At 69.1% G+C, this 20853-nt stretch carries 16 protein-coding genes; 9 read left to right on the top strand and 7 right to left on the bottom strand.

All coding sequences use genetic code 11. From position 1 onward, the window contains the following. Window positions 1–130 precede the first annotated feature (130 nt). Complete coding sequence (locus HMPREF3121_RS11830) at window positions 131–2557, bottom strand: transglycosylase domain-containing protein (RefSeq protein ID WP_371327344.1); 2427 nt, start codon at window positions 2555–2557, stop codon at window positions 131–133. Window positions 2558–2583: 26 nt separating this feature from the next. Next, window positions 2584–2955, bottom strand: coding sequence for a DUF5318 family protein (locus HMPREF3121_RS11825; protein ID WP_035121674.1), 372 nt, complete (start codon window positions 2953–2955; stop codon window positions 2584–2586). A gap of 179 nt (window positions 2956–3134) precedes the next feature. On the opposite strand from HMPREF3121_RS11825, the gene HMPREF3121_RS11820 reads away from it, so the two are divergent. From HMPREF3121_RS11820 to HMPREF3121_RS11805, 4 genes are all read left to right on the top strand, one after another. Continuing rightward, window positions 3135–4217, top strand: coding sequence for an inositol-3-phosphate synthase (locus HMPREF3121_RS11820; protein ID WP_035121672.1), 1083 nt, complete (start codon window positions 3135–3137; stop codon window positions 4215–4217). Window positions 4218–4559: 342 nt separating this feature from the next. After that, window positions 4560–5051, top strand: a complete 492-nt coding sequence (locus HMPREF3121_RS11815; protein ID WP_070523822.1) for a MarR family winged helix-turn-helix transcriptional regulator — start codon at window positions 4560–4562, stop codon at window positions 5049–5051. Window positions 5052–5155: 104 nt separating this feature from the next. Then, entirely contained in the window at window positions 5156–6067 is a 912-nt protein-coding gene (locus HMPREF3121_RS11810) for a universal stress protein (RefSeq protein WP_070523819.1), read from the top strand. A gap of 158 nt (window positions 6068–6225) precedes the next feature. After that, window positions 6226–6642, top strand: coding sequence for a hypothetical protein (locus HMPREF3121_RS11805; protein WP_070523816.1), 417 nt, complete (start codon window positions 6226–6228; stop codon window positions 6640–6642). Window positions 6643–7128: 486 nt separating this feature from the next. On the opposite strand, the gene leuS is transcribed toward HMPREF3121_RS11805, so the two are convergent. Continuing rightward, window positions 7129–10062, bottom strand: coding sequence for a leucine--tRNA ligase (gene leuS / locus HMPREF3121_RS11800; protein ID WP_070523813.1), 2934 nt, complete (start codon window positions 10060–10062; stop codon window positions 7129–7131). Window positions 10063–10135: 73 nt separating this feature from the next. Here leuS and HMPREF3121_RS11795 point away from each other — a divergent pair, with 73 nt between their 5' ends. The 3 genes from HMPREF3121_RS11795 (at window position 10136) to HMPREF3121_RS11785 (ending at window position 13269) form a co-directional block, all read left to right on the top strand. Beyond that, a complete protein-coding gene (locus HMPREF3121_RS11795) occupies window positions 10136–10795 on the top strand; it encodes an SdpI family protein (protein WP_083291741.1) in 660 nt (219 codons plus the stop codon). A 174-nt stretch (window positions 10796–10969) separates the two neighbouring features. Further along, entirely contained in the window at window positions 10970–11965 is a 996-nt protein-coding gene (locus HMPREF3121_RS11790) for a bile acid:sodium symporter family protein (RefSeq protein WP_070523810.1), read from the top strand. Between the two features lie 191 nt (window positions 11966–12156). Then, complete coding sequence (locus tag HMPREF3121_RS11785; protein WP_083291736.1) at window positions 12157–13269, top strand: DUF695 domain-containing protein; 1113 nt, start codon at window positions 12157–12159, stop codon at window positions 13267–13269. 284 nt (window positions 13270–13553) lie between these two features. Here the strand turns inward: HMPREF3121_RS11785 and HMPREF3121_RS11780 are convergent, their stop codons facing one another. The 4 genes from HMPREF3121_RS11780 to HMPREF3121_RS11765 all read right to left on the bottom strand — a co-directional run bounded on the left by HMPREF3121_RS11780 (window position 13554) and on the right by HMPREF3121_RS11765 (window position 16928). Further along, window positions 13554–13901 (bottom strand): branched-chain amino acid transporter permease, encoded by a 348-nt coding sequence (locus HMPREF3121_RS11780; RefSeq protein WP_070523807.1) that lies wholly within the window; start codon window positions 13899–13901, stop codon window positions 13554–13556. Beyond that, entirely contained in the window at window positions 13901–14719 is an 819-nt protein-coding gene (locus HMPREF3121_RS11775) for an AzlC family ABC transporter permease (protein WP_083291735.1), read from the bottom strand. The genes HMPREF3121_RS11780 and HMPREF3121_RS11775 overlap by 1 nt, the downstream gene beginning before the upstream one ends. A gap of 55 nt (window positions 14720–14774) precedes the next feature. Next, window positions 14775–15338: a YqgE/AlgH family protein gene (locus HMPREF3121_RS11770; RefSeq protein WP_371327345.1), complete on the bottom strand. Its 564-nt coding sequence runs from the start codon at window positions 15336–15338 to the stop codon at window positions 14775–14777. A 174-nt stretch (window positions 15339–15512) separates the two neighbouring features. Next, window positions 15513–16928, bottom strand: a complete 1416-nt coding sequence (locus tag HMPREF3121_RS11765) for a CCA tRNA nucleotidyltransferase (protein ID WP_070523853.1) — start codon at window positions 16926–16928, stop codon at window positions 15513–15515. A 115-nt stretch (window positions 16929–17043) separates the two neighbouring features. On the opposite strand from HMPREF3121_RS11765, the gene HMPREF3121_RS11760 reads away from it, so the two are divergent. Together HMPREF3121_RS11760 and HMPREF3121_RS11755 are read left to right on the top strand one after the other, a co-directional pair. Further along, window positions 17044–18138: an NUDIX hydrolase gene (locus tag HMPREF3121_RS11760; RefSeq protein ID WP_070523802.1), complete on the top strand. Its 1095-nt coding sequence runs from the start codon at window positions 17044–17046 to the stop codon at window positions 18136–18138. Window positions 18139–18161: 23 nt separating this feature from the next. Then, window positions 18162–20853: hypothetical protein (locus HMPREF3121_RS11755; RefSeq protein ID WP_070523799.1), on the top strand; the 2692-nt coding region annotated here is incomplete at its 3' end.

The following is a 20853-nucleotide window of genomic DNA, read 5'->3' as shown; positions in this document are numbered from 1 at the left end:
CCGTTACTGGGTCGTGGTCGTGTGCCGGCCGCCCATCGGGGCCGGCGGGAACGTCGAAGGGCCGCCGGTGCATTCCGGCGGCCCTTCCCGGGGCCGTCGTCACGGCGCCGGTGTGGCTCGGTACAGCGCGTCAGTTGTCGGGGGCCGGTTCGGGTGCGGGCTCGCCGCCGCCTCCGCCGCCTCCGCCGTTCTGGTCGCCTCCGTCACCAGGGGCCGGGAAAGGGAGCAGATCACCGATTCCGCCGCCTCCGCCACCGGGGATGGGAATGTCCGGTAGTTCGGGTTCCGCCGGAGCTTCTTCCTCGGCGGTTTCCTCCGCCGTCTCGCCTCCGTCGTCCTGGCTCGGCGCGGCCGGACCACCACCACCGCCGCCCCATGCCGGGGCGCCGGCCACGCCGGCGATGGGCTTGGGCGAGGTGAACGTCTCCCAGTCGGCGTTGACCAGGGCGTTGTCCATCGTGTACTTCCACAGGTCCGACGGGGTGTGGGCACCGTACATGACGCCGCCGTAGGCGTTGTACAGGGCGGATCCGTCGACGTTGCCGACCCACACGGCGGTGGACAGCTGCGGGGTCGCGCCGATCATCCAGGCGTCCTTGTTCAGCCCGGTGTCGCCGAGCTGGGTGGTGCCGGTCTTCGCGGCCGACTGACGTCCGCCGGCCAGCGCGTGGTTGTTGTACGAGGCGATCGGCTTCATGGCGTCGATGACGTTGGTGGCCACGGCCTCCGAGACGCGGCGGTCTCCGTCGCCGGTCTCGCGCTCGAAGAGGACCTCGCCGTTGACGGTTTCGACCTTTTCCACGAAGTGGGTCTGCTGGTAGACGCCATCGTTGGCCAGGGTGGCCAGGCCGACCGCCATGTCCAGCGGGCGGGTCTCGTACTGGCCCAGGGCGATTCCGTCCAGGGACTCGCCGTTTTCCTCGACGAGGGTGTGCTCGATGCCCGGGATGGACTCGGCGATGCCGAGGCGGTGGGCCATCTTCGCGGTGTCGGTCGGACCGTTCTTCAGGTCACGCTGCAGGCGGATGAACGGGGTGTTCAGCGACTGCTTCAGGGACTCGGAGATCGGGCACACGCCGCAGGACGCGCCGCCGGCGTTGTACATGGTCACGTTGCCGGACTGCACCGGCGCCGAGGAGTACTGGGCGGACAGCGGGATGTCCTGGTCCAGGGCCGCGGCGAGCGCGAAGATCTTGAACGTCGAACCGGTCTGCAGGCCGGAGTTGGCGTAGTCCCATCCGTTGGGGTCGTCGCCGCCGTAGTAGCCGCGCACGGCGCCCGTGCCCGGTTCGACGGACACGATGGCGGTGCGCAGATCCTCGGAGAAGAGGTAATTGTCCACCGCGTCGAGGGCGGCCTGCTGGACGTCCGGGTCGATGGTGGTGGTCACGCGCAGGCCGAGGGTGTTTACCTCCTGCTCGGTGATGCCCTCGCGGTCGAGTTCGGCGAGGACCTGCGACTTGATCATCGCGGCGGGACCGGGCTCGGGCGCCTGCTGCGGCACGAGCGCAGGATCCAGCGTCTCGGGGTACGCCTGGGCGTCGCGGTCGGCCTGGGAGAGCACGCCCATTTCGACCATGCCGTCGAGGACGTAGTTCCAGCGCTGCTCGGCCTCGGGGCGGTTCGTCCACGGGTCCAGCGCGGACGGGCGCTGGATCGACGCGGCGAGCACGGCGGCCTCGGCGGCGGTGAGCTCGCCGACCGGCTTGTCGAAGTACGCCTCGGAGGCGGCGGCGATGCCGTAGCCGTTGCGGCCGAAGTAGATGGTGTTCAGGTACGCCTCGAGGATCTCGTCCTTCGACCACTCGCGCGCCATCTTCGCCGACATGACCAATTCCTTGGCCTTTCGGGTGACGGTGCGCTCGTTGCCGACGACGGCGTTCTTCACGTACTGCTGGGTGATCGTCGAGCCGCCGCCCGCGGACGGGTTTCCGGTGACGACGCCCCATGCGGCGCGCGCGTACCCGCTCAGCGAGAAGCCCGGGTTGGTGTAGAACTCGCGGTCCTCCGCCGCCAGCACGGCGTTGCGGACGACCGACGGCACCTCGTCGAGCTCGACGGCGCGGCGGTTGCCGGCCTCGGGCACGATGCGGGCGATTTCGTTCTCGCCCGTCTTGTCGTAGATGACCGCGATCTGGTCGTTGAGAAGCTCCTCCGGCTCCGGAACGTCCGTTCCCACGTAGGCGATGCCGAAGATCACCAGCGGGAACATGATGATGAGCGCGGCGGCCGCGGCCAACCACGCCCAGATCGCGCGGCGTCGACCGCCCTTTTCGTCCACGTCGTCGTCTTCCTCCACGGCGTCGCCGTAGTCGTCGTCGCCGTAGGCGTCGGCGTCGTAATCGTCGGCGTCATGGGCGTCGTAGTCCCCGGGGCCGTAGCCGCCGTCCACCCCGAAGGACTGATCCTTCGCGGAATCGGCGACGCCACCCGCGCCGGCGGCACCGTCCGCCCCGTCACGCCCGGCACCGAAGGCGGAGTCGTCGTCCCACCATTCGCCGCCGGCGGATCCGGGTTCACCGGGTCCGCTCGCGTTGTCTCGAGGATCCTTGCTCACGGGCTCTCTCCAAATCGGTTATTGCGTCAATCTGCGTCGGCCGTCGTCGCCGTCGCGGTGCGGACCCTGAAGTTCCACCGGCAGTCGGGGCACACTTCAACCGTCTGCACGGTGCATGGTCCACGCTCGGCGACCACATGGGCCAGTTCGGAGGCACCGCAGGCGGTGCCGGAACGATGCCCCAGGTTCTCTCCGAAAATCCAGGATACGAGTCGGAGGTCCCCGGTGCGACAAAGCGGGCACTTCGCGTCGCCGGGCACCCCGTGGAATCGTGCGGCCGCGACCAGCCTGGGGTCGGCGTCGCGCAGCTTCGCCGCGGGCACCTCCCCGTTCCGCCAGCGCGCCAGCTCCGCGTTGCGGGCCAGCGTGTGGTCGACTTCATCGCGCCACCTGATCACGCGGTCAGATTAGCAGGCACCCTCACCGGATCACCCCCTCTTTATCGGTTCACCTTCGCCCCCACCGCATTCCGAATGCGGTCCGCCGATGAAATGGGTATAGCGTCAGCACATTGGGGTACGGGCCGGATCCGGGCGCCGTTCCCGCACCGAAATTCGATTCAAGGAGACCGCATTCCATGAGTTCCGTTCGCGTTGCAATCGTCGGCGTCGGCAACTGCGCCTCCTCGCTCGTCCAGGGCGTGGAGTTCTACCGTGACGCGAAGGCGGGTGACGACGTCCCCGGCCTGATGCACGTTCAGTTCGGCGACTACCACGTTTCCGACGTCGAGTTCGTCGCAGCCTTCGACGTGGACGACAAGAAGGTGGGCAAGGACCTGTCCGAGGCCATCAACGCCTCCGAGAACTGCACCATCAAGATCGCGGACGTTCCGACCCTGGGCGTCGAGGTCCAGCGCGGTCCGACCCTCGACGGCATCGGCAAGTACTACGCGGACACCATCGACGAGTCGGCGAAGGAGCCGGTCGACGTGGTCCAGGCCCTGAAGGACGCCGAGGTCGACGTCCTCGTGTCCTACCTGCCGGTCGGTTCCGAGCAGGCCGACAAGTTCTACGCCCAGTGCGCGATCGACGCGGGCGTGGCCTTCGTCAACGCGCTGCCGGTCTTCATCGCCTCCGACCCGGAGTGGGCCAAGAAGTTCGAGGACGCCGGTGTCCCGATCGTCGGCGACGACATCAAGTCGCAGGTCGGCGCGACCATCACCCACCGCGTGATGGCGAAGCTGTTCGAGGATCGCGGCGTCCGCCTGGAGCGCACCCTGCAGCTCAACGTCGGCGGCAACATGGACTTCAAGAACATGCTCGAGCGCGAGCGCCTGGAGTCGAAGAAGATCTCGAAGACCCAGGCCGTGACGTCGAACCTGACCGGCCCGCTGTCCGGCCTGATCGACGACCGCAACGTCCACATCGGCCCGTCGGACTGGATCGACTGGCTGGACGACCGCAAGTGGGCGTACGTCCGCCTGGAGGGCAAGGCCTTCGGCGAGGTGCCGCTGAACCTGGAGTACAAGCTCGAGGTGTGGGACTCCCCCAACTCGGCGGGCATCATCATCGACGCGCTGCGTGCCGCGAAGATCGCCAAGGACCGCGGCATCGGCGGCCCGATCCTCCCGGCGTCGGCCTACCTGATGAAGTCCCCGCCGAAGCAGATGGGCGACGACGTCGCGCGCGCCGAGCTGGAGAAGTTCATCTCCGGCGAGTAGTCCGCCGCGGCCGCGTCGTCCGGCATCGCGTCGTTTCGCCTTGCGGCTTTGCGACGCCCGCCTGACGGCGTCCGGCCTCACGGCGCCGCGTTGCGAAATCCACCTTCGCAACGCGTGTCACGCCCACCCACAAACCGTTACGCCCGCTACAGGGGTGTAACGGTTTTTCGCGTTTTCACCCCCGCGGAACCCCGTGCCCCAGGTCACTGGAAGCCGTCGTAAAGCACTGACCTGGGACGATGCCACACACAACCCCGCGCAGATTTAAATTTTCATAATAACTAGGGTTGTATGACTATTTTGCACTGGGAATTACGGCGTCATCTTCGCTACTATTGCCCCATGACCGATTCGAATCAGGCCGCGAACGGCGCGGCGGGCGCCATGACCCCCATGGACCTGGCCAAGGAGATTCGCCCCCTGCTGACCCGGGCCGAGCTGCTCTACAGCCGCCGCTCCGAAGAGTCGCAGCTGAGCCGCGCGCAGCTCTCCATCATGATGACGCTCGACGCCCTCGGCCCCTGCCGCATCAACCAGCTCGCGCAGGCCGAGGCCATCCGCATGCCCACCGCCTCCAACGCCGTCCACCACCTCGAAGACGCCGGCATGGTCGCCCGCGTCCGCGACACCAAGGACCGCCGCGGCGTCCGCGTCGAACTGACCGAGAAGGGCGTCGCCGAACTGCGCCGCGTCTCCACCGAACGCGACGAGCAGATGGCCAACATGTTCAAGTCGCTGTCCCCCGAGGAACTGCAGGTCGGCGCGACCCTCGTGCCCATCCTCAAGCGCATGCTGGAGTCCTACGGGGTGGACCGGGCTACGGGAGCCGAGTAAACGGCGACTAGTCTTGAGGGTGGAACGTTAAGGTGCGATGTTGACGAGCACCCGTCAAGCACCCGCCACGAGCCGCGAACCGGCTCAGCCCTCAGGAGGATCGCATGCCGCATAGCCCGCTTCGCATTTTGATTGCGTGGCGACCGGGCCGCAATGGCACCGAGGCAATGAATTGCGCCGCCTGGTTGGCCCGGACCTGCGAAGTGCGCATCCGCGTGGCCACCGTCCTGTCGCGCGGCTGGCCGCTGACGTCGCTGGCCCGGCTGTCCGACCACGACTCCTGGGTGGAGCGCGAGGGCCGCAATTCCGAACGGTCGGCGCGTGCCGCATGGAAGGCGGCGGGCATCAGCAAGGGCATGCTTGACGACGAGCCCTTCGTCAGCGTCGAGGCCTCATCGGAGGCCACGGCGTTGACGCGGATGGCCGAAGATTTCGGCGCCGACGTCATTCTGCTGGGCAGCGAAGCCCACTCCCCGACCGGTCGATTCCGCGCCGGATCCACCGCCGATGCGCTGCTGCATTACTCCCCCATCATGCTGGGGTTGTCGCCGCGCGGTCGGCGACTGTCGAAGAACGGCGTGACCAGGGTCAACGTGTCGTACATCGACACGCCCCAGTCGCACACGGCGCTCAAGCGCGCCGCAGAGTGCGCCATGCGGTGGGACGTGCCGCTGCGCCTGCTCGCCTTCACTCCCCGCGGCGCGACCATGTATCCCACCGAGGACGGCTTCGGCTCGTCGACGGACCTGATGATCGAGTGGCGCGAGCAGGCGCTGGCCCTCATCGACCGCGGCATCGACCGCGCCCAAACCCAATACCCGGACCTGCACCTCGAAGTCGACGTCGGCTGCGGCCACGGCTGGGATGAGGCGCTGAGCTCCCTGAAGTGGAAGAAGGGCGACCTGCTGATTCTCGGCTCGTCGACGCTGGGGCCGTTCGGGCGGGTGTTCATCGGCTCGTCGACGAACCAGATCGTCCGGCACTGCCCCGTCCCCACCTTCATCACGCCGGCCTAGGGTGCCGTTCATCACGTCGGCCTAGGGTGCTGGCCCGTTGACCGGGAGGCGGGCCGTCGTCACGCAACGAACGGCCAACCCACCCACCGGCACCTCACGGCTAACGCGGCCACGTACACGGCGCCGGATCGATTTCGCGGGTTGCGTATGGTGATGGCATGCACGACGACCAGGATCTCGGCCACCCCGACGACGACCCGCTGAAGCGGCTGCAACGCAGGGAGTACTCCTGGCGCCCGGCCGTGAAGTACGCGGGCGCGGTCATCGGCGCGACGTTCCTGACCGCGATCATCATCGGCGTGATCAGCGCCGTCATGGGCGGGCCCATCTGCGACGCCGGCGAGCACGTGTTCATCTGCTCGCGGTGGGCGGAGCTGGCCTTCCCGCTCGTGCCCGGGGCGGTCAGCCTGATCGGTGCGCTCGGCTGTTTCTGGATCACGTACCTTCGGTGGCGGTCGTTCGGCAACTGGCGTCCGTGGCTGGCCATGTGCTGGGTGCTCATGCCGTGGACGTTGGCGTGGATGACGTCGACGTTCTCCATCGCCCTGTTCGGCGTCGAGGGCGGGATTCCCTGATTCGACCGTCGTTGACCCGGCCGTCTTCGTCCATCGTTGACCCGGCCGTTGCGCAGGCCATTCAATTAGGTCGGATCCGATCGCCCAAAACGACTCAGGCACGCTGCTCGCGACCTGGGGTTTTCCGACACCGAGGTGAGTCGTTTTGGGCGATTTGTCCTTCGCTAGGTTTTCCCTTCGCTAACCGTTGGCCCAGGAAGAGCCACCCGACCCCCTGACGGAAAGCCATTCGACGGCCACAGAAGGGCCAGCCGACCCGCCCTGGGAAAGCCATTCGACGGCCACAGAAGGGCCATCCAATTCGCCCTTGGAGAGCCATCCGATGGACACGAAAGCGCTAACTGGGAATGGGCCAATGATTGGCACGCGCCAATCATCGGCCTGTTCCGCCAATATCGACCACAGGCGAGGTAGCCGGATAACACCCTGACCTGCGGTAATCAGATCGTGGGTGCCGGCCAATCAGTTACGGGGTTCGCCGCGGCCCTACTTCTTCACCACGACGTTGACCATCTTGCCCGGCACCACGATGACCTTCGCCACCGTGCCCTCGGCGGTGTGCGCGGCGACCTTCTCATCGGCCAGCGCCGCCGCCTCGACATCCTCGCGCGACGCATCCGCCGCCACAGTCAAACGCGACCGCACCTTGCCGTTGACCTGCACCGGCAACTCGATGGTGTCGTCGACGAGCCACTTCTCGTCCGCCACCGGCCACGGCCCATGCGCCAGCGACTCGTCGTGGCCCAAACGCGCCCACATCTCCTCGGCGATGTGCGGCGCCACCGGGCCGAGCATCAGCACCAGCGGCTCCACCGCAGCACGCGGCGCGCCGGCCGTGCCGTACTCCTTCGTCAGGTAGTTGACGTACTCGATCAACTTCGCCACCGCCGTGTTGTCGCGCAGCTCGGCGTAATCCCCGGTCACTCCGTCGACGGTGCGGTTGAGGGCCTTGAGGTCGTCGTCGTCAAGCGCCGCATCGGTGACGGACAGCCCGCCCGTCGCCTCATCGACGACCAGACGCCACGCGCGCTGCAGGAAACGCTGCGCGCCCACCAGGTCCTTCGTCGCCCACGGCCGCGACGTGTCCAGCGGTCCCATGGCCATCTCGTAGACGCGCAGGGTGTCGGCGCCGTAGTCGTCGCACACTTCGTCGGGGGAGACGGCGTTCTTCAGGGACTTGCCCATCTTGCCGTACTCCTGGAAAACCTCCAGGTCCGCGCCACCCTCGCCGGCGCCCGGGATGAAGAACTTGCCGTCGCGCTCGACGACGTCCGCCGCCGGCTGGTACACGCCACGCGAGTCGGTGTACGCGTACGCCTGAATGTAACCCTGGTTGAACAGGCGGCGGTACGGCTCCTTCGACGTCACGTGGCCGAGGTCGTACAGCACCTTGTGCCAGAACCGCGAGTACAGCAGGTGCAGCACCGCGTGCTCGACGCCGCCGACGTACAGGTCGACGCCGCCCGGGTCGCCCTCGCCGTGGAGCTCCGGTCGGGGGCCGGTCCAGTACCGCTCGTTTTCGATGTCGCACAGGGCGTCATCGTTGTTGGGGTCGATGTAGCGCAGCTGGTACCAGGAGGATCCGGCCCAGTTGGGCATGACGTTGGTGTCGCGGCGGTACTTCTTGGGGCCGTCGCCGAGGTCGAGCTCGACGTTGACCCAGTCGGTGGCCTTGGCCAGCGGCGCCTGCGGCTCGGTGTCGGCGTCGTCGGGGTCGAAGGGGACGGGCTTGTAGTCCTCGACCTCCGGCAGCTCGACGGGCAGCATCGACTCGGGCAGCGGATGCGCCACGCCGTCCTCGTCGTAGACCACCGGGAACGGTTCGCCCCAGTAGCGCTGGCGAGCGAACAGCCAGTCGCGCAGCTTGTACTGGGTGGTGCCGCGGCCGGTGCCGTTGGCTTCGAGCCATTCGATCGTGGTGGCCTTGGCGTCGGCGAGGCCCAGCCCGTTGATGTCCAGGCCGTCGTCGTTGGCGGAGTTCACGGCCTTGCCTTCGCCGGTGAAGGCTTGCTTGACGACGCCGCCCTCGCCCTTGAGCGGCGCGACGACTTCGCGGATCGGCAGGCCGAAGGCGGTGGCGAATTCGTGGTCACGGTCGTCGTGGCCGGGGACCGCCATGATGGCGCCGGTGCCGTAACCGGCGAGGACGTAGTCGGCGATGAAGACGGGGATCTGCTCACCGGAGACCGGGTTGGTGGCGTAGGCGCCGGTGAAGACGCCGGTCTTCTCCTTGTTTTCCTGGCGCTCCAGGTCGGACTTGGAGGCGATGGAGCGGCGGTAGGCGGCGACGGCGGCGGCGGGGGAGTCCTCGCCGAGGGTCCAGCGCGGGTCGACGTCGGCGGGGTAGGAATCGGCGACGAGTTCGTCGACGAGATCCAGCTCGGGGGCCAGCACCATGTACGACGCGCCGAACAGGGTGTCGGGGCGGGTGGTGAACACCTCGATGGGGCGGGTCGAGCCGTCGGCGGCGGTGGCCTCGAAGACGACTTCGGCGCCGCGGGACCGGCCGATCCAGTTGCGCTGCATGGACTTGACCTTCTCCGGCCAATCCAGCAGGTCCAGGTCGTCGACCAGACGGTCCGAGTAGGCGGTGATGCGCATCATCCACTGGCCCAGGCGCTTGCGGAAGACGGGGAAGTTGCCGCGCTCGGAGCGGCCCTCGGCGGTGACTTCCTCGTTGGACAGCACCGTGCCCAGACCCGGGCACCAGTTGACCATCGAGTTGGAGCGGTACACCAGGCGACGGGCCTCCAGGGCGCGTTCGCGCTCCACGCGGTCCAGGTCGGCCCAGGTGCGGCCGGCGAACTCGTCCGGCAGGGCGACGTCGCCTGCCGCGTAGGCGTCGACAAGCTCCTCGATGGGATGCGCCTTGCCGTCGCGTTCGTCGAACCAGGAGTTGTAGATCCGCAGGAAGATCCACTGCGTCCAGCGGTAGTAATCGGTGTCGGTGGTGGCGAACGCGCGGCGCTTGTCGTGGCCGAGGCCCAGGCGGCCGAGCTGGCGCTCCATGTTCGCGATGTTCGCCTCGGTGGTCACGCGCGGGTGGGTGCCCGTCTGCACGGCGAACTGCTCGGCGGGCAGGCCGAAGGCGTCGTAACCCAGGGTGTGCAGCACGTTCGCGCCGCGCATGCGGTGGAAACGGGCGAACACGTCGGTGGCGATGTAGCCCAGCGGGTGCCCGACGTGCAGGCCCACGCCCGACGGGTAGGGGAACATGTCCTGCACGAACAGCTTGTCCGCCGGCAGCTCGGCGCCGTCGGCCGGCGCGAGGTCGCCCACCGGGTTGGGGGCGTTGAAGGTGCCGCGCTCAGCCCAACGCTTCTGCCAGGTCGCCTCGAGCTCGGCGGCGACGGCCGGGGTGTAGCGGTGGCCGGTTTCGGGGGCGGTGGTGCTGTTGTCGGTGTTCCCGCTGTTGGTCATGGGTACACAGCATAGTGGGCGGGTGTCGTCGGCGATTGCCGTGGTGGCTCCTCGGGGCCTTATATTGGAGTCCATGATCGTGATTCCGGTGATTCTGCTGGTCGTGGCGCTCGTCGTCGCCGTCGTGGCGGGCCTGGCGTGGTCCGCGAAGCTGCCGGGCAACGGGTACGTGGGCATCCGCGCCCCCGAGGCCCGCAAGTCCCGCGAGAACTGGGACATCACGCACCGCGTCGCCGGGCCGCCGTGGGCCGTGTCGGCGCTGGCGTTCGCCGGGGCGGCGGCGCTGGCGTTCGTGGCCATCCAGCCGAATGCGTCGGGTTGGATGTGGCTGTGGGTCGTCGTGACGGGTCTGCTGGGGCTGGCGATGCTGGGCGTCGGCGGCGCCATCGGTTCCCACACGATCGCGCTTTACGACGCCAAGAAGTCCGCCGAATCCGGGTCCGACGGATGTTGCTCGTCCGGCGGCTCCTCCGACGCGGGCTGCGGCTGCGGTTCCGACGACGCGACGGCCTGCGACACCAACACCGCCGCCGCAGCGCCCCGTGATCCCTCCGCCGACTGCGGCGTGACCGGCGGCTGCGGCTCCTGCGGCCTCAACGGCATGTGCGAGGACGGCAACGCCACCTTCGGCTCCGCCAACGACCGCACCGCCGGCGACACCGCCGCCAATCGCTCCGCCGCCGTCGATCGCGACGCTCTGCGCCGCGCCGCCCGCGCGAACGACGGCGAATAGGGGAGAGGCCGGGCCGTCGCAAAGCAAAATGGACAAACCCACCTCGAATGACTTAACCCACCCGTTGCAGCGGGTGGGTTTGCTCATTCGGGGTGGGTTAACGCATCGTTGCGCCCGGCCCCGAAACGCCGGAACCCTCCCGCCCACCCAGAACAGGGGATAACCTTGTTCCCCATGTGGAACCGTCTGCGCTCGTGGCGCCCCGATCCTCTGATCGTGATGATCGTGCTAGCCGTGATCATCGCCATCTTCCTGCCCGCACGCGGCGTGTTCGCCGAAGGCTTCGGCATCGCGACGAAAATCGCCATCGGCCTGCTGTTCTTCCTCTACGGCTCCCGCCTGAGCCCCCGCGAAGCACTCGACGGCCTGAAGCACTGGCGCCTGCACCTGACCATCCTGCTGCTGACGTTCGTGCTGTTCCCCGTCATCGGGCTGGCGCTCGAACCCCTGGACTGGGTCCTCGCACCCGGCCTCTACCTGGGCATTCTGTACATGACGCTCGTGCCGTCGACGGTGCAGTCGTCGGTGAACTTCACGTCCATCGCCCACGGCAACATCGCCGGGTCCATCGTCAGCGCGTCGGCTTCGAACCTGCTGGGCATCGTGATCACCCCGGTGCTGGTGATGCTGCTGATGTCCACCGGCGACGGCGTCAAGGTCGACGGGTCGGTGTTCCTGGACATTTCGCTGCAGCTGCTGCTGCCGTTCGCGCTCGGCCAGGTGCTGCGGAAGTGGACGCTGAAGTTCGCGGCGGCGAAGGCGACGAAGAACGTCGACCGCATCTCCATCGCGATGGTCGTCTACGTCGCGTTTTCCGAGGGCATGGTCGACGGCATCTGGTCGCGGGTGCCGGTGACGGACATCATCATCCTGTGCGTCCTGTCGGTCGTGCTGGTCGAGTTCATGCTGCGCTTGTCCGGGTTCATCGCCCGCCGCGCCGGCTTCGATCGCCGCGATCGCATCGCCATCCAGTTCTGCGGTTCGAAGAAGTCGTTGGCCACTGGCCTGCCGATGGCGGCCGTGATCTTCGGGTCGGGTGGTGCGGGCGTGATCATCCTGCCGCTGATGATCTTCCACCAGATCCAGCTGATGATGTGCGCCGTCTACGCCGCCAAGTGGGGCAAGGAGTACGAGGAACGGGAACGCGCCGCCGCGGAGGCCCCGGCCTGACGCGTGGACGGGGGCGCGGGTGGGCGCATCGGCTGCGGGCCGGTGCGCCTTCTTCATTTTCTGCTTGACGACGGCGATTCCGCCGCGGTGGGCCCGAGCCCGGGAGGGTGGCTCGGCCTGAGAGATGGCGTCGCGTCACGTAGCGTTGTCGAAAATGACCGTGTCCGTCGACGAGAAAAGGGGAGTGCCACATGACCGATACGCCGGGAACCGCCGGGAGCACCGGAGATGCCGGGGCCGGGGCCGGGGCGGGGCGTGATGCCGCCGCCGTGCGCGACGGGGCGATCGCGGCGTTTTGGGATTGGTGGGTGGCCGAGGGGGCCGATCGCCTCGACGCGGCGTTCACCGGTGGCGCGGATTTCGGCGGCGGTGGTTTCGGTGAGGCCGGGCCGGTGGACATTCAGGCGGAGGTCGGGCCGCGGATCGCCGCGATCGACGAGCGTCTGGTGTGGGGTTTCGGCGCGGGTGAGCCGTTTTCGCGGCATTTGCTGACGGTCACCGCGGCCGGCGATCCGCAGGTGCGGCACATCGCGCGGCGTTGGTTGGATGCGGCGCCCGACGACGGTCCGGTGTGGTCCTTCACCGATCTGCGCACCGCGGAGCCGGTGTCGACGGTGACGTGGGCGGGCCATGAGATCGATCCGTCCGAGGCGCGCGTGGCCGTCGAGGCTGGCCGGGGCGTGGTGGACGTGCGCCTGTTCCACCCGGTGTTCGCGAACTTGGCCGCGGCGGGCGAGGAGGGGGAGCGCGACGTCGCCCACGTCGGGTTCATGTTGTTGCAGTTGGCGTTGGGCGAGGAGGATTTCGGGCTGTGGCTGCGGTCGTTTGCCTTCGCCGCGGAGGAGCCCGAGAGGGCGATGCCGTTGGCGGATCTGCCGGGGTTCATCGACCAGTTGGCCGGCGCGTGCCCGCGGTGGTTGACGCTGCAGGGCCTGGCGGACGGCAAGCCGGTGATGGTGGGCACGCGGGCACCGTTGTCGCCGCTGATCGGGCCGTTGTTCACGCGGCATGTGGTGGTGCAGTTGCTGTTCGCCGACGTGCTCGACGACGGCCAGGCGGGGGAGTCTTCGGCGAAGGCGTTGAAGGATTTCGGCGACGATGCGATGGCCACGCTTGCCGACGACGGCATGGTCGTGGCGGCGGAGACGGCCGACGGCATGCGTTTGCTGCACTTTTACGTCGACCCGGAGACCGATGCCACGGAGCGTCTGGCGAATTTGGTGGACACGTGGACGGAGGGTGACCGGGAGATCGTGGCGGCCGAGGATCCGGCGTGGGAGCGGGTCGGCCACCTCCGAGCCTGAGCCCCGGCCACCCACGAGCACGGGCCACCGGGCGCGCCGGCCACCCACGAGCACGGGCCACAAGCGATCGCTGGCCATCCGCGGGCACGGGCCACCGGGTGCGTCAGCAAGGGGCCCAACGACCTGGGCTTATGTCATAACGTGTTTTGATGCGCATTCAGTCGGCTGATTTGTTGCAAAAAAGCCGCGAAAACTCCGGATTTGAGCCCTGAATTGCAACAAATCCGCCGACTAATTGCAGATCAAGTTCCATCGCCCGGCGCGAGCTCAGAGGTGGGGCCGACTCAAGCGACGACGTTGACCAACACCACGTACAACGCGGTGCCGACCAGGATGCTCAGCGCGGCGTTGCGCCTCCACACGTGCAACGCCACCGTCACCAGCAGAGCCAGGGGAGCGGCCCACCACCCGCCCGGGTCGCCCGCATCACCGCCGCCGATCATGCCCATCCGGTCGACCAGCGTATACGCCACCAACGCCACCATGACGCCGACGGGCATGGTCACGCCGAGAAACCTCACCAACTCCGACCCGCGGAGCACCCGGATGAAGGCGAACGGCGCCCATCGCAACGCGACCGTCACCGCGCCCATCACCACCAGGGACGCCACAACGTAACCGGGCTCGGGCATCACGACTCCTCCCCACGGTCGCCGGACTCGAGGCCGCCGGCACCCGCGCCGCCGGATTCCGGGCCGCCGGGCTCACGACCATCGGCGGCAGGCCGACCGGAGGCGCTGCGGTCGGCGTCGTCAAGCGAAACCGCCCCAACCCACCGCATCGCGCGATCCAAGCGCGGCGACCACACCCGCGCCAACAACAGCCCGAAATACAGCACCAACCCGATGACCAGCATCTGCCCCGGATTAACCAACCACCCCACCCCGACGCACGCCAACGCCGACAACGGCAACGACCAATCGCGGTTGACGCGGAAAGCATCCATCGCCAACACGGTGAACAGGGCGGTCATGGCGAACTCGAAACCCACCAGACCCTCCGGCAACGCCCGGCCCGCCAACGCTCCGACGATGCCCGGCACAACCCACAGCACCTGGCAAAACACCTGAATCGTCAGCAACCGCGCACCCGTCAACGGCGGCGCCCCGGGCGGCCGCGCCGACGCGATGGCATACGACTCATCCGTCAACGCATACGTCGAATACGCACGCCCAACCCAACTGCGGATCACATCGCGCGGAAACGTCAGACCGTAGAAAATGTGCCGGAAGTTCACCATGAACGCCGTCACCGCCGACCCCAGCAACCCGGTATGCGCCATGACCAGGCCAACCGCCAGGAACTCCATCGACCCGGCGTACACCAGGACCGAAAACACCGGCGTCCACCACCACTCGAACCCGGTCTGCGTCACCAGCACGCCGAACGCCAGGCCCAGCGGGATCAACCCCAGGCCGACGGGCCACGCCTCCGCGATGCCTCCGCGCACCGGATGAGGGTCGACCTCCGTCGACCGCGCCTGACGACGGCCACCCTCCCGCCCGTCAGTTGTCACGGACGTCCACGGGGTAGGTGGAGTACAGCGGCAGCGGCCACGGCTGGCGGCGCATGACGTCGCCCCACACGTCGGCGGCGCCCGGCGCGAGGACGTCGCTGGGCAGGGCGGGGGCGACGTACCAGTCGCCGCGTTCGATTTCGTCGTGCAGTTGGCCAGGGGACCACCCCGCGTAGCCGGCGAAGAGGCGCGCTCCGTCGAGGTGGCCACCGACCTCCGACGGTTCGACGCCCAGGTTGACCAGGGCGAACCGGTGGGCGATCTTCTCCAGCAGGGGGGCTCCGGTGGCCTCGTCGAGCTTGTCGGGCACGTCGACGCCGTTGCGCAGCACGCCGACGCACACGGGCTGGGTCTGGTTGACCGGCCCGCCGACGTAGACGACCGGCGGCTTCGACATCAGGCCCGCCCACGGTTCGAGGACGTTGTGCACGGGCGTCTGCGACCGGGTGGTCAGGTCGACGCCGAGCGTGCCGGCTTCGTCGTGCTCGATGAGGAACACCACGCTGCGGGCGAATTCCGGCGACTCCATGCCCGGGGCGGCGACGAGCAGCATTCCCGCGGCGGGGTCGTTGCGCTCGAGACAGTTGAAAAGGCGGTCTCCGAAAAGGTTTTCCTGCTCCACTCCGCCCATTATGCCCGCCGGGGCCGATCAATCCAGTGGCCGGTCGGTCGCGGGCCGGGAGCGGAGGTCGGTGCGGGCCAGCCGTCGCGGGTCAGCCGCCGCGGCTCAGCCCTCGCGGTCGACCCACCACTGCTTGAGTTCGAGGATGGCGTCCTCGCGCTCCAGCGGGCCCTTGTCCAGGCGGACGTCCTTCATGTGCTTCCAGGCGGCGCCGACTTCGGGGCCGGGGCCGATGCCGAGGATTTCCATGATGTCGTTGCCGTCGAGGTCGGGCCGCACTTTGGCCAGGTCTTCGGCAGCGGCGAGTTCGGCGATGCGGGCTTCCAGGTCGTCGCAGGCCCGGGCCAAGCGGGCGGCTTTACGACGGTTCCGCGTGGTGCAGTCCGCCCGGACGATCTTGTTGAGCTTGTCCAGCAGGGGTCCGGCGTCGGTGGCGTAGCGACGCACGGCGGAGTCGGTCCAGGCGGAGTCGCCGTAGCCGTGGAAACGCATGTGCAGGTAGACGAGCTGCGAGATGTTCTCGGTGACGCGCTTGGGGTACTTGAGCTTGCGCAGTCGGCGGCGCACCAGTTTGGCTCCGACGACTTCGTGGTGGTGGAAGGAGACGTTGCCGTTTTCGGTGAACGAGCGGGTGGCGGGCTTGCCGCAGTCGTGCAGCAGCGCCGCCCAGCGCAGTTCCAGGTCGGGTTCGCCGGGCTCCTCTTGTTCGATGGCCTGGCGCATGACCTGCAGGGAGTGCTGGTAGACGTCCTTGTGCTGGCGGTGCTCGTCCTGGGTCATCTTCATGTCCGGGATTTCCGGCATGACGTGGTCGGCCAGGCCGGTGTCCACCATGAGGTCGATGCCGGCGGACGGGTCGGCGCCGAGGATCATCTTGTCCAGCTCCATGGCCACCCGTTCGGCGGTGATGCGGAGAATTTCGGCGTTCATGTCCTGCATCGCCGTGCGGACGCGGTCGGAGACGGTGAAGCCCAGCTGCGAGGTGAACCGGCAGGCGCGGAGCATGCGCAGCGGGTCGTCGCCGAAGCTGACCTCGGGCGGGCCGGGGGTGTCCAGGACGCCGGCGACGACGTCGTCGAAGCCGCCCAGGGGGTCGCGGAAGGAGCGGGTCCCGTCGCCGTGGAGTTCGACGGCGATGGCGTTGCAGCGGAAGTCGCGGCGGACCAGGTCACCTTCGAGCGTGTCGCCGAAGGTCACCTCCGGATTGCGGCTGACCTGGTCGTAGACGTCGGCGCGGAAGGTGGTGATCTCCACCTGGCGGCCCTTGTTCTCCGCGGACACCGTGCCGAAGTCGATGCCGGTGTCCCACGTGGTCTCGGCCCACTCGTCGAGGATTCCGGCGACCACGTCCGGGCGGGCGTCGGTGGTGAAGTCGAGGTCGTTGCCCAGTCGGCCCATCAGCGCGTCGCGCACCGATCCGCCCACCAGATAAAGGGAATGCCCGGCGTCGGCGAAGGCCTTGGCCAGGGGGGTGAGCAGTTCCGCCTCCCGGCCGATGGCCTGGTCCGCGACGGCGAGCATCGCGGTGCGCTTGATCTCGGGGTCGCCGTGGTCGGGGGTGCGCTGGGGAGTCGGGGCATCGGTCACGTGCGACACATTACCCGCAGGTTCACGGCGGCCCGGTAGTCTGTGAGGAATGAGCGATGCCGAACGGAACGAGGGGACGGCGGGGCCGCAGCGTCGGCGCCGCCGCCGTTCGCGTCGGCGCAGCGGCCGCCCGCAGGACGGTGGCCAGGGAACCAAGCGGACCACCGGTTCCGGCGGCGATTCGGCCGGAGGCGCGGCCAAGGGTGGCGCGCAGAACGGCTCCAAAGGCTCCGCGAAGAACACCGGCGGCAGCAACGGCAAATCCGGCGGCAATTCGGGTTCCGGCTCGGGTTCTCGCCCTAACTCGGGTTCCGGGTCCGGCTCCAACCAGGGCTCGGGTTCGGGCAATCGTTCGCGTCGCCGCCGTCGCGGTGGCCGCGGACGTGGCTCCGGCGGCAGCCGCAACACCACCGGAACCGCCAAGAACACCGCGAAGAACACTCGGTCCAACGACTCCGGCTCCTCCGGCGGCGGCTCCCGATCCGGCTCGTCCCGCTCGGGCGGAGGCTCGTCACGGCCGAAGTCGGGGGCCGGTCGGGGATCCCAGCGGCGTCGTCAAGCAAACCAATCCAAGGGCCGCCCCGGACGCCGGCCCTCCGGAAACCGCCCGGCCCAGCGCGGCGACGACCAGCGCGACCGGATGCGCACGTCCATCGAAACCTCCGCCGGCGGCCTCGTCGTATCGGGCCTGGCCGAAGCCGTCCGCGACGACGGCACCGTCGACCTGTCGCGCATCTACGTCGCGCTGATCGGCCGCCTCGACCGCCGCGGCCGCCTGCTGTGGTCGATGCCCAAGGGCCACGTCGAACCGGGCGAAGCGCACGACACCACCGCCGAACGCGAGGTGTGGGAGGAAACGGGCATCCGCGGCGAGGTCATCGCCGAACTCGGCGTCATCGACTACTGGTTCATCTCCGACGGCACGCGCATCCACAAGACGGTGCACCACCACCTGCTGCGCTACGTCGACGGCGACCTCAACGACGAGGACCCCGAGGTCACCGAGGTGACCTGGTTCCCCGCATCGTCGCTGGTCGAACGCCTGGCGTACGCCGACGAGCGCAAGCTGGCCCGGCGCGCCCACGACCTGCTGCCGGACCTGGCCCGGGCGGAGAAGGACGCCGGAAGGGCGACTCCGCGGTGACGGGGCGCGGGGGGCGCCGTACGGTGCGGCTGATCGCGACGGCGGCGACGGGTGCGCTCGCCCTCGTCGCCGCGCCGGTCGTGCCGGTGGGGCCGGTGGGGGCGCTTCCGGAGGCCGCCGCCGCGCCGCCGCCGTGGCCGATCGACCCGGCGGATCCGTCGATTTCGGCGCAGTGGGGGGCGGATGCGCAGCGGTTGGCCGCCCGCGGTCCACTGAAGCTGCAGATCAAGACCGTCACGCCGCAGAATCCCGAGGTCGACGGCGATGTGAGCATCCGTCTGACGGTGGAGAACAAGTCCGACGAGGCGGTCAACGACATCATCATCCGCACGCAGCGGGCCGAAGCGCTCGCCGGTGCAGCCGATGCGCGTCTGGCGATGGCCGCACCCGAGCAGGCCTTTGGGGTGACCACCGCCTTCGACGATGGTTTCGATCTCGCGGCGGGGGAATCGCGCACGGTGACCCTGTCGGTGCCGTTGTCGGCTCCGGCGCCGGAGGGGTTGGGCATCGACGCCGCGGGCGTGTACCCGGTGCTGGTCAACGCGAACGGGCGGCCGGGCGACGACATCGACCAGTTCCTCGCGGAAACGCGGATGTTGGTTCCGGTCGATTCTTCGCTTGACGACGCCGACGCGGACGCCGAGGGGCCCGACGGGTCGGGAGATGGCGAGGGGTCGCGGGCCGATGCCGATGGCCGGGAAGGGGCCGACGGCGCGGACGGGCGACGTGAGGCACGCGACGGGTCGGCCGATCCCGCGCCCGTGTCCCTGGTCTGGCCGCTGGCCGCCGACATTCCGCTGGTGCCGGGGGAGACCGGGGAAGCGCCGGTGCGGCCGGAATTGATCTTGTCCGGCGAATCGCTGGCGTCGGAGATGCAGGCCGGTGGGCGCCTCGACGTTCTGCTCGGGGCGCTGGAGTCGGAGTTGGCGGGAGAAGACGGCCCCGCGCTGCGGGAGTCGACGTGCGTCGCCGTCGATCCCGAGCTCCTCGACGTCGCCGACCGCATGCGCGACGGTTACCGCATCGGCGGCGAACGCCCCAGCCCCGTGGAGGACAGCACCCGGCTGCGCGACTCGTGGGGCAGCGGGAACGACCTGAGTCTGCGGGAGGGCCAGGGCGCCGAGGCGGCCGGGGCGTGGCTCGACCGGTTGGCGGCCGTCACCCGCGACCTGTGCGTGGTGACGCTGCCGTGGTCCGGCGCCGAAGTCAACGCCGTCGCCGCGACCGGCGATCCGGAGCTGGCCACCGAGGCCCTGGCCATGGGCGATGCGGTGGTCGAAAGGGTCCTGGGCCGGGATGCGCTGCCGTCGACGATCATTCCGCCCGAGGGATACCTCGACGCCTCGTCGGTGGCGGTGACCGCGTTCGGCGACACGTCGTCGCCCGTCGACGGCTCCGCCGCCTTCGAATCCCTCAACGCAACCGGGGAAACGGGGCCGAACGCGGGGAACGACGGCGCCAACGGCGACGGCAACGATGAGGCCGCCGCCGACGCCGATGCTCCGGGCGCCGCGGGGACGTCGCCGGTGACGTGGCCCCCCGCCGCCCCGCGGACGACGACGCTGGTGGCCGCCAACTCCCTGACCTTCGGCGACGGCAGGATCGCCCGCCCCGGGGAAACGGCAGAGGTCGGGCCCGGCGCCTCCGCGTTCGCCCTGCCCGTCCCGCTGTCGTCGGCCCTGGCCGCTACCGGATCGGCCCCGGACGTCGCCGGGTACGCCGCCGTAGCCGGACGGTTCGACCTCACCGTCGATTCGGGCGTGGCCCGGATGCAGACGGCGGTGGGCACCCTCCGCCAGGAAATCGCCGACGCCTCCGTCGGGGTGGGCGAATCGGGGGCGGCGCCGGTCGTCGCGATGCCCCCCGCCGGTTGGTCGGTTTCCGGCGATGACGCGCGGACCCTGCTGCGGGCGATCGCGGAGACGTTCGACGACGGCATCGCGGAGCCCGTCGCGCTCGGGGAGGCGCTGGCCCGCTCCGGTGCCGAGCATTCCGTCGGACCCGCGCAAACGTCGTCTCCCAACCCCGATCCGGGGGCGGTGTCCGGCACCGAGGTCAGCCGCGCGGCCCAGCAGTCCCGGTACCTGACCGACTTGACGACGATGATGGCCAACGATGACCAGGTGGCCCTGACTCGCCACGGGTTCACCCAACCGATGCGTCGCGACGTGCTGCGCTCGATGACCGGCATCGGACGACGCAACGCCTCCTCCCACATGCGCCACGCCGAGAAGGCGGGCCGGACGATGGCCGGCATGGGCGAGATGCTCCAGCAGCTGCGGGATTCGGTGTCGCTGGTGGCGCCGGGCGGCGTCTACACCCGCGCGACCGACCTGTCGCCGGTGGTCATCGTGGGGCGAAACGGCCTGCCGCTGCCGGTTCCCGCCTTCGTGCGGGTGCAGGTCAGCGACTCCGAACGCATCGGCCGCCACGAGGCTCTCCTGCCGGCGAAGGGGTCGTTGACGCTTCAGATCAGCCCGGAAGATCCCGGCCCGAACGTCGACCGCGAACGCCAGAACCAGTTGCACCTGTGGCTGGAGACGCCGGACGGGCAGCGGATTTCCGCCCCCGTGGAGATCGTCGCCCGCACCGGGCCGACCACCCGGACGCTCATCATCGGGTCGGTGGCGCTGACTTTGGTGGTCGGGGCGTTCGCCCTGTGGCGCGCGGGTCGATTCGAAGGAATCCGTCGCATTCGGACACAATGGGGGCGTG

Source organism: Corynebacterium sp. HMSC11E11, from assembly GCF_001807025.1.
Lineage (GTDB): Bacteria > Actinomycetota > Actinomycetes > Mycobacteriales > Mycobacteriaceae > Corynebacterium > Corynebacterium freneyi.
This window is presented reverse-complemented; position numbering and strand designations above follow the sequence as displayed.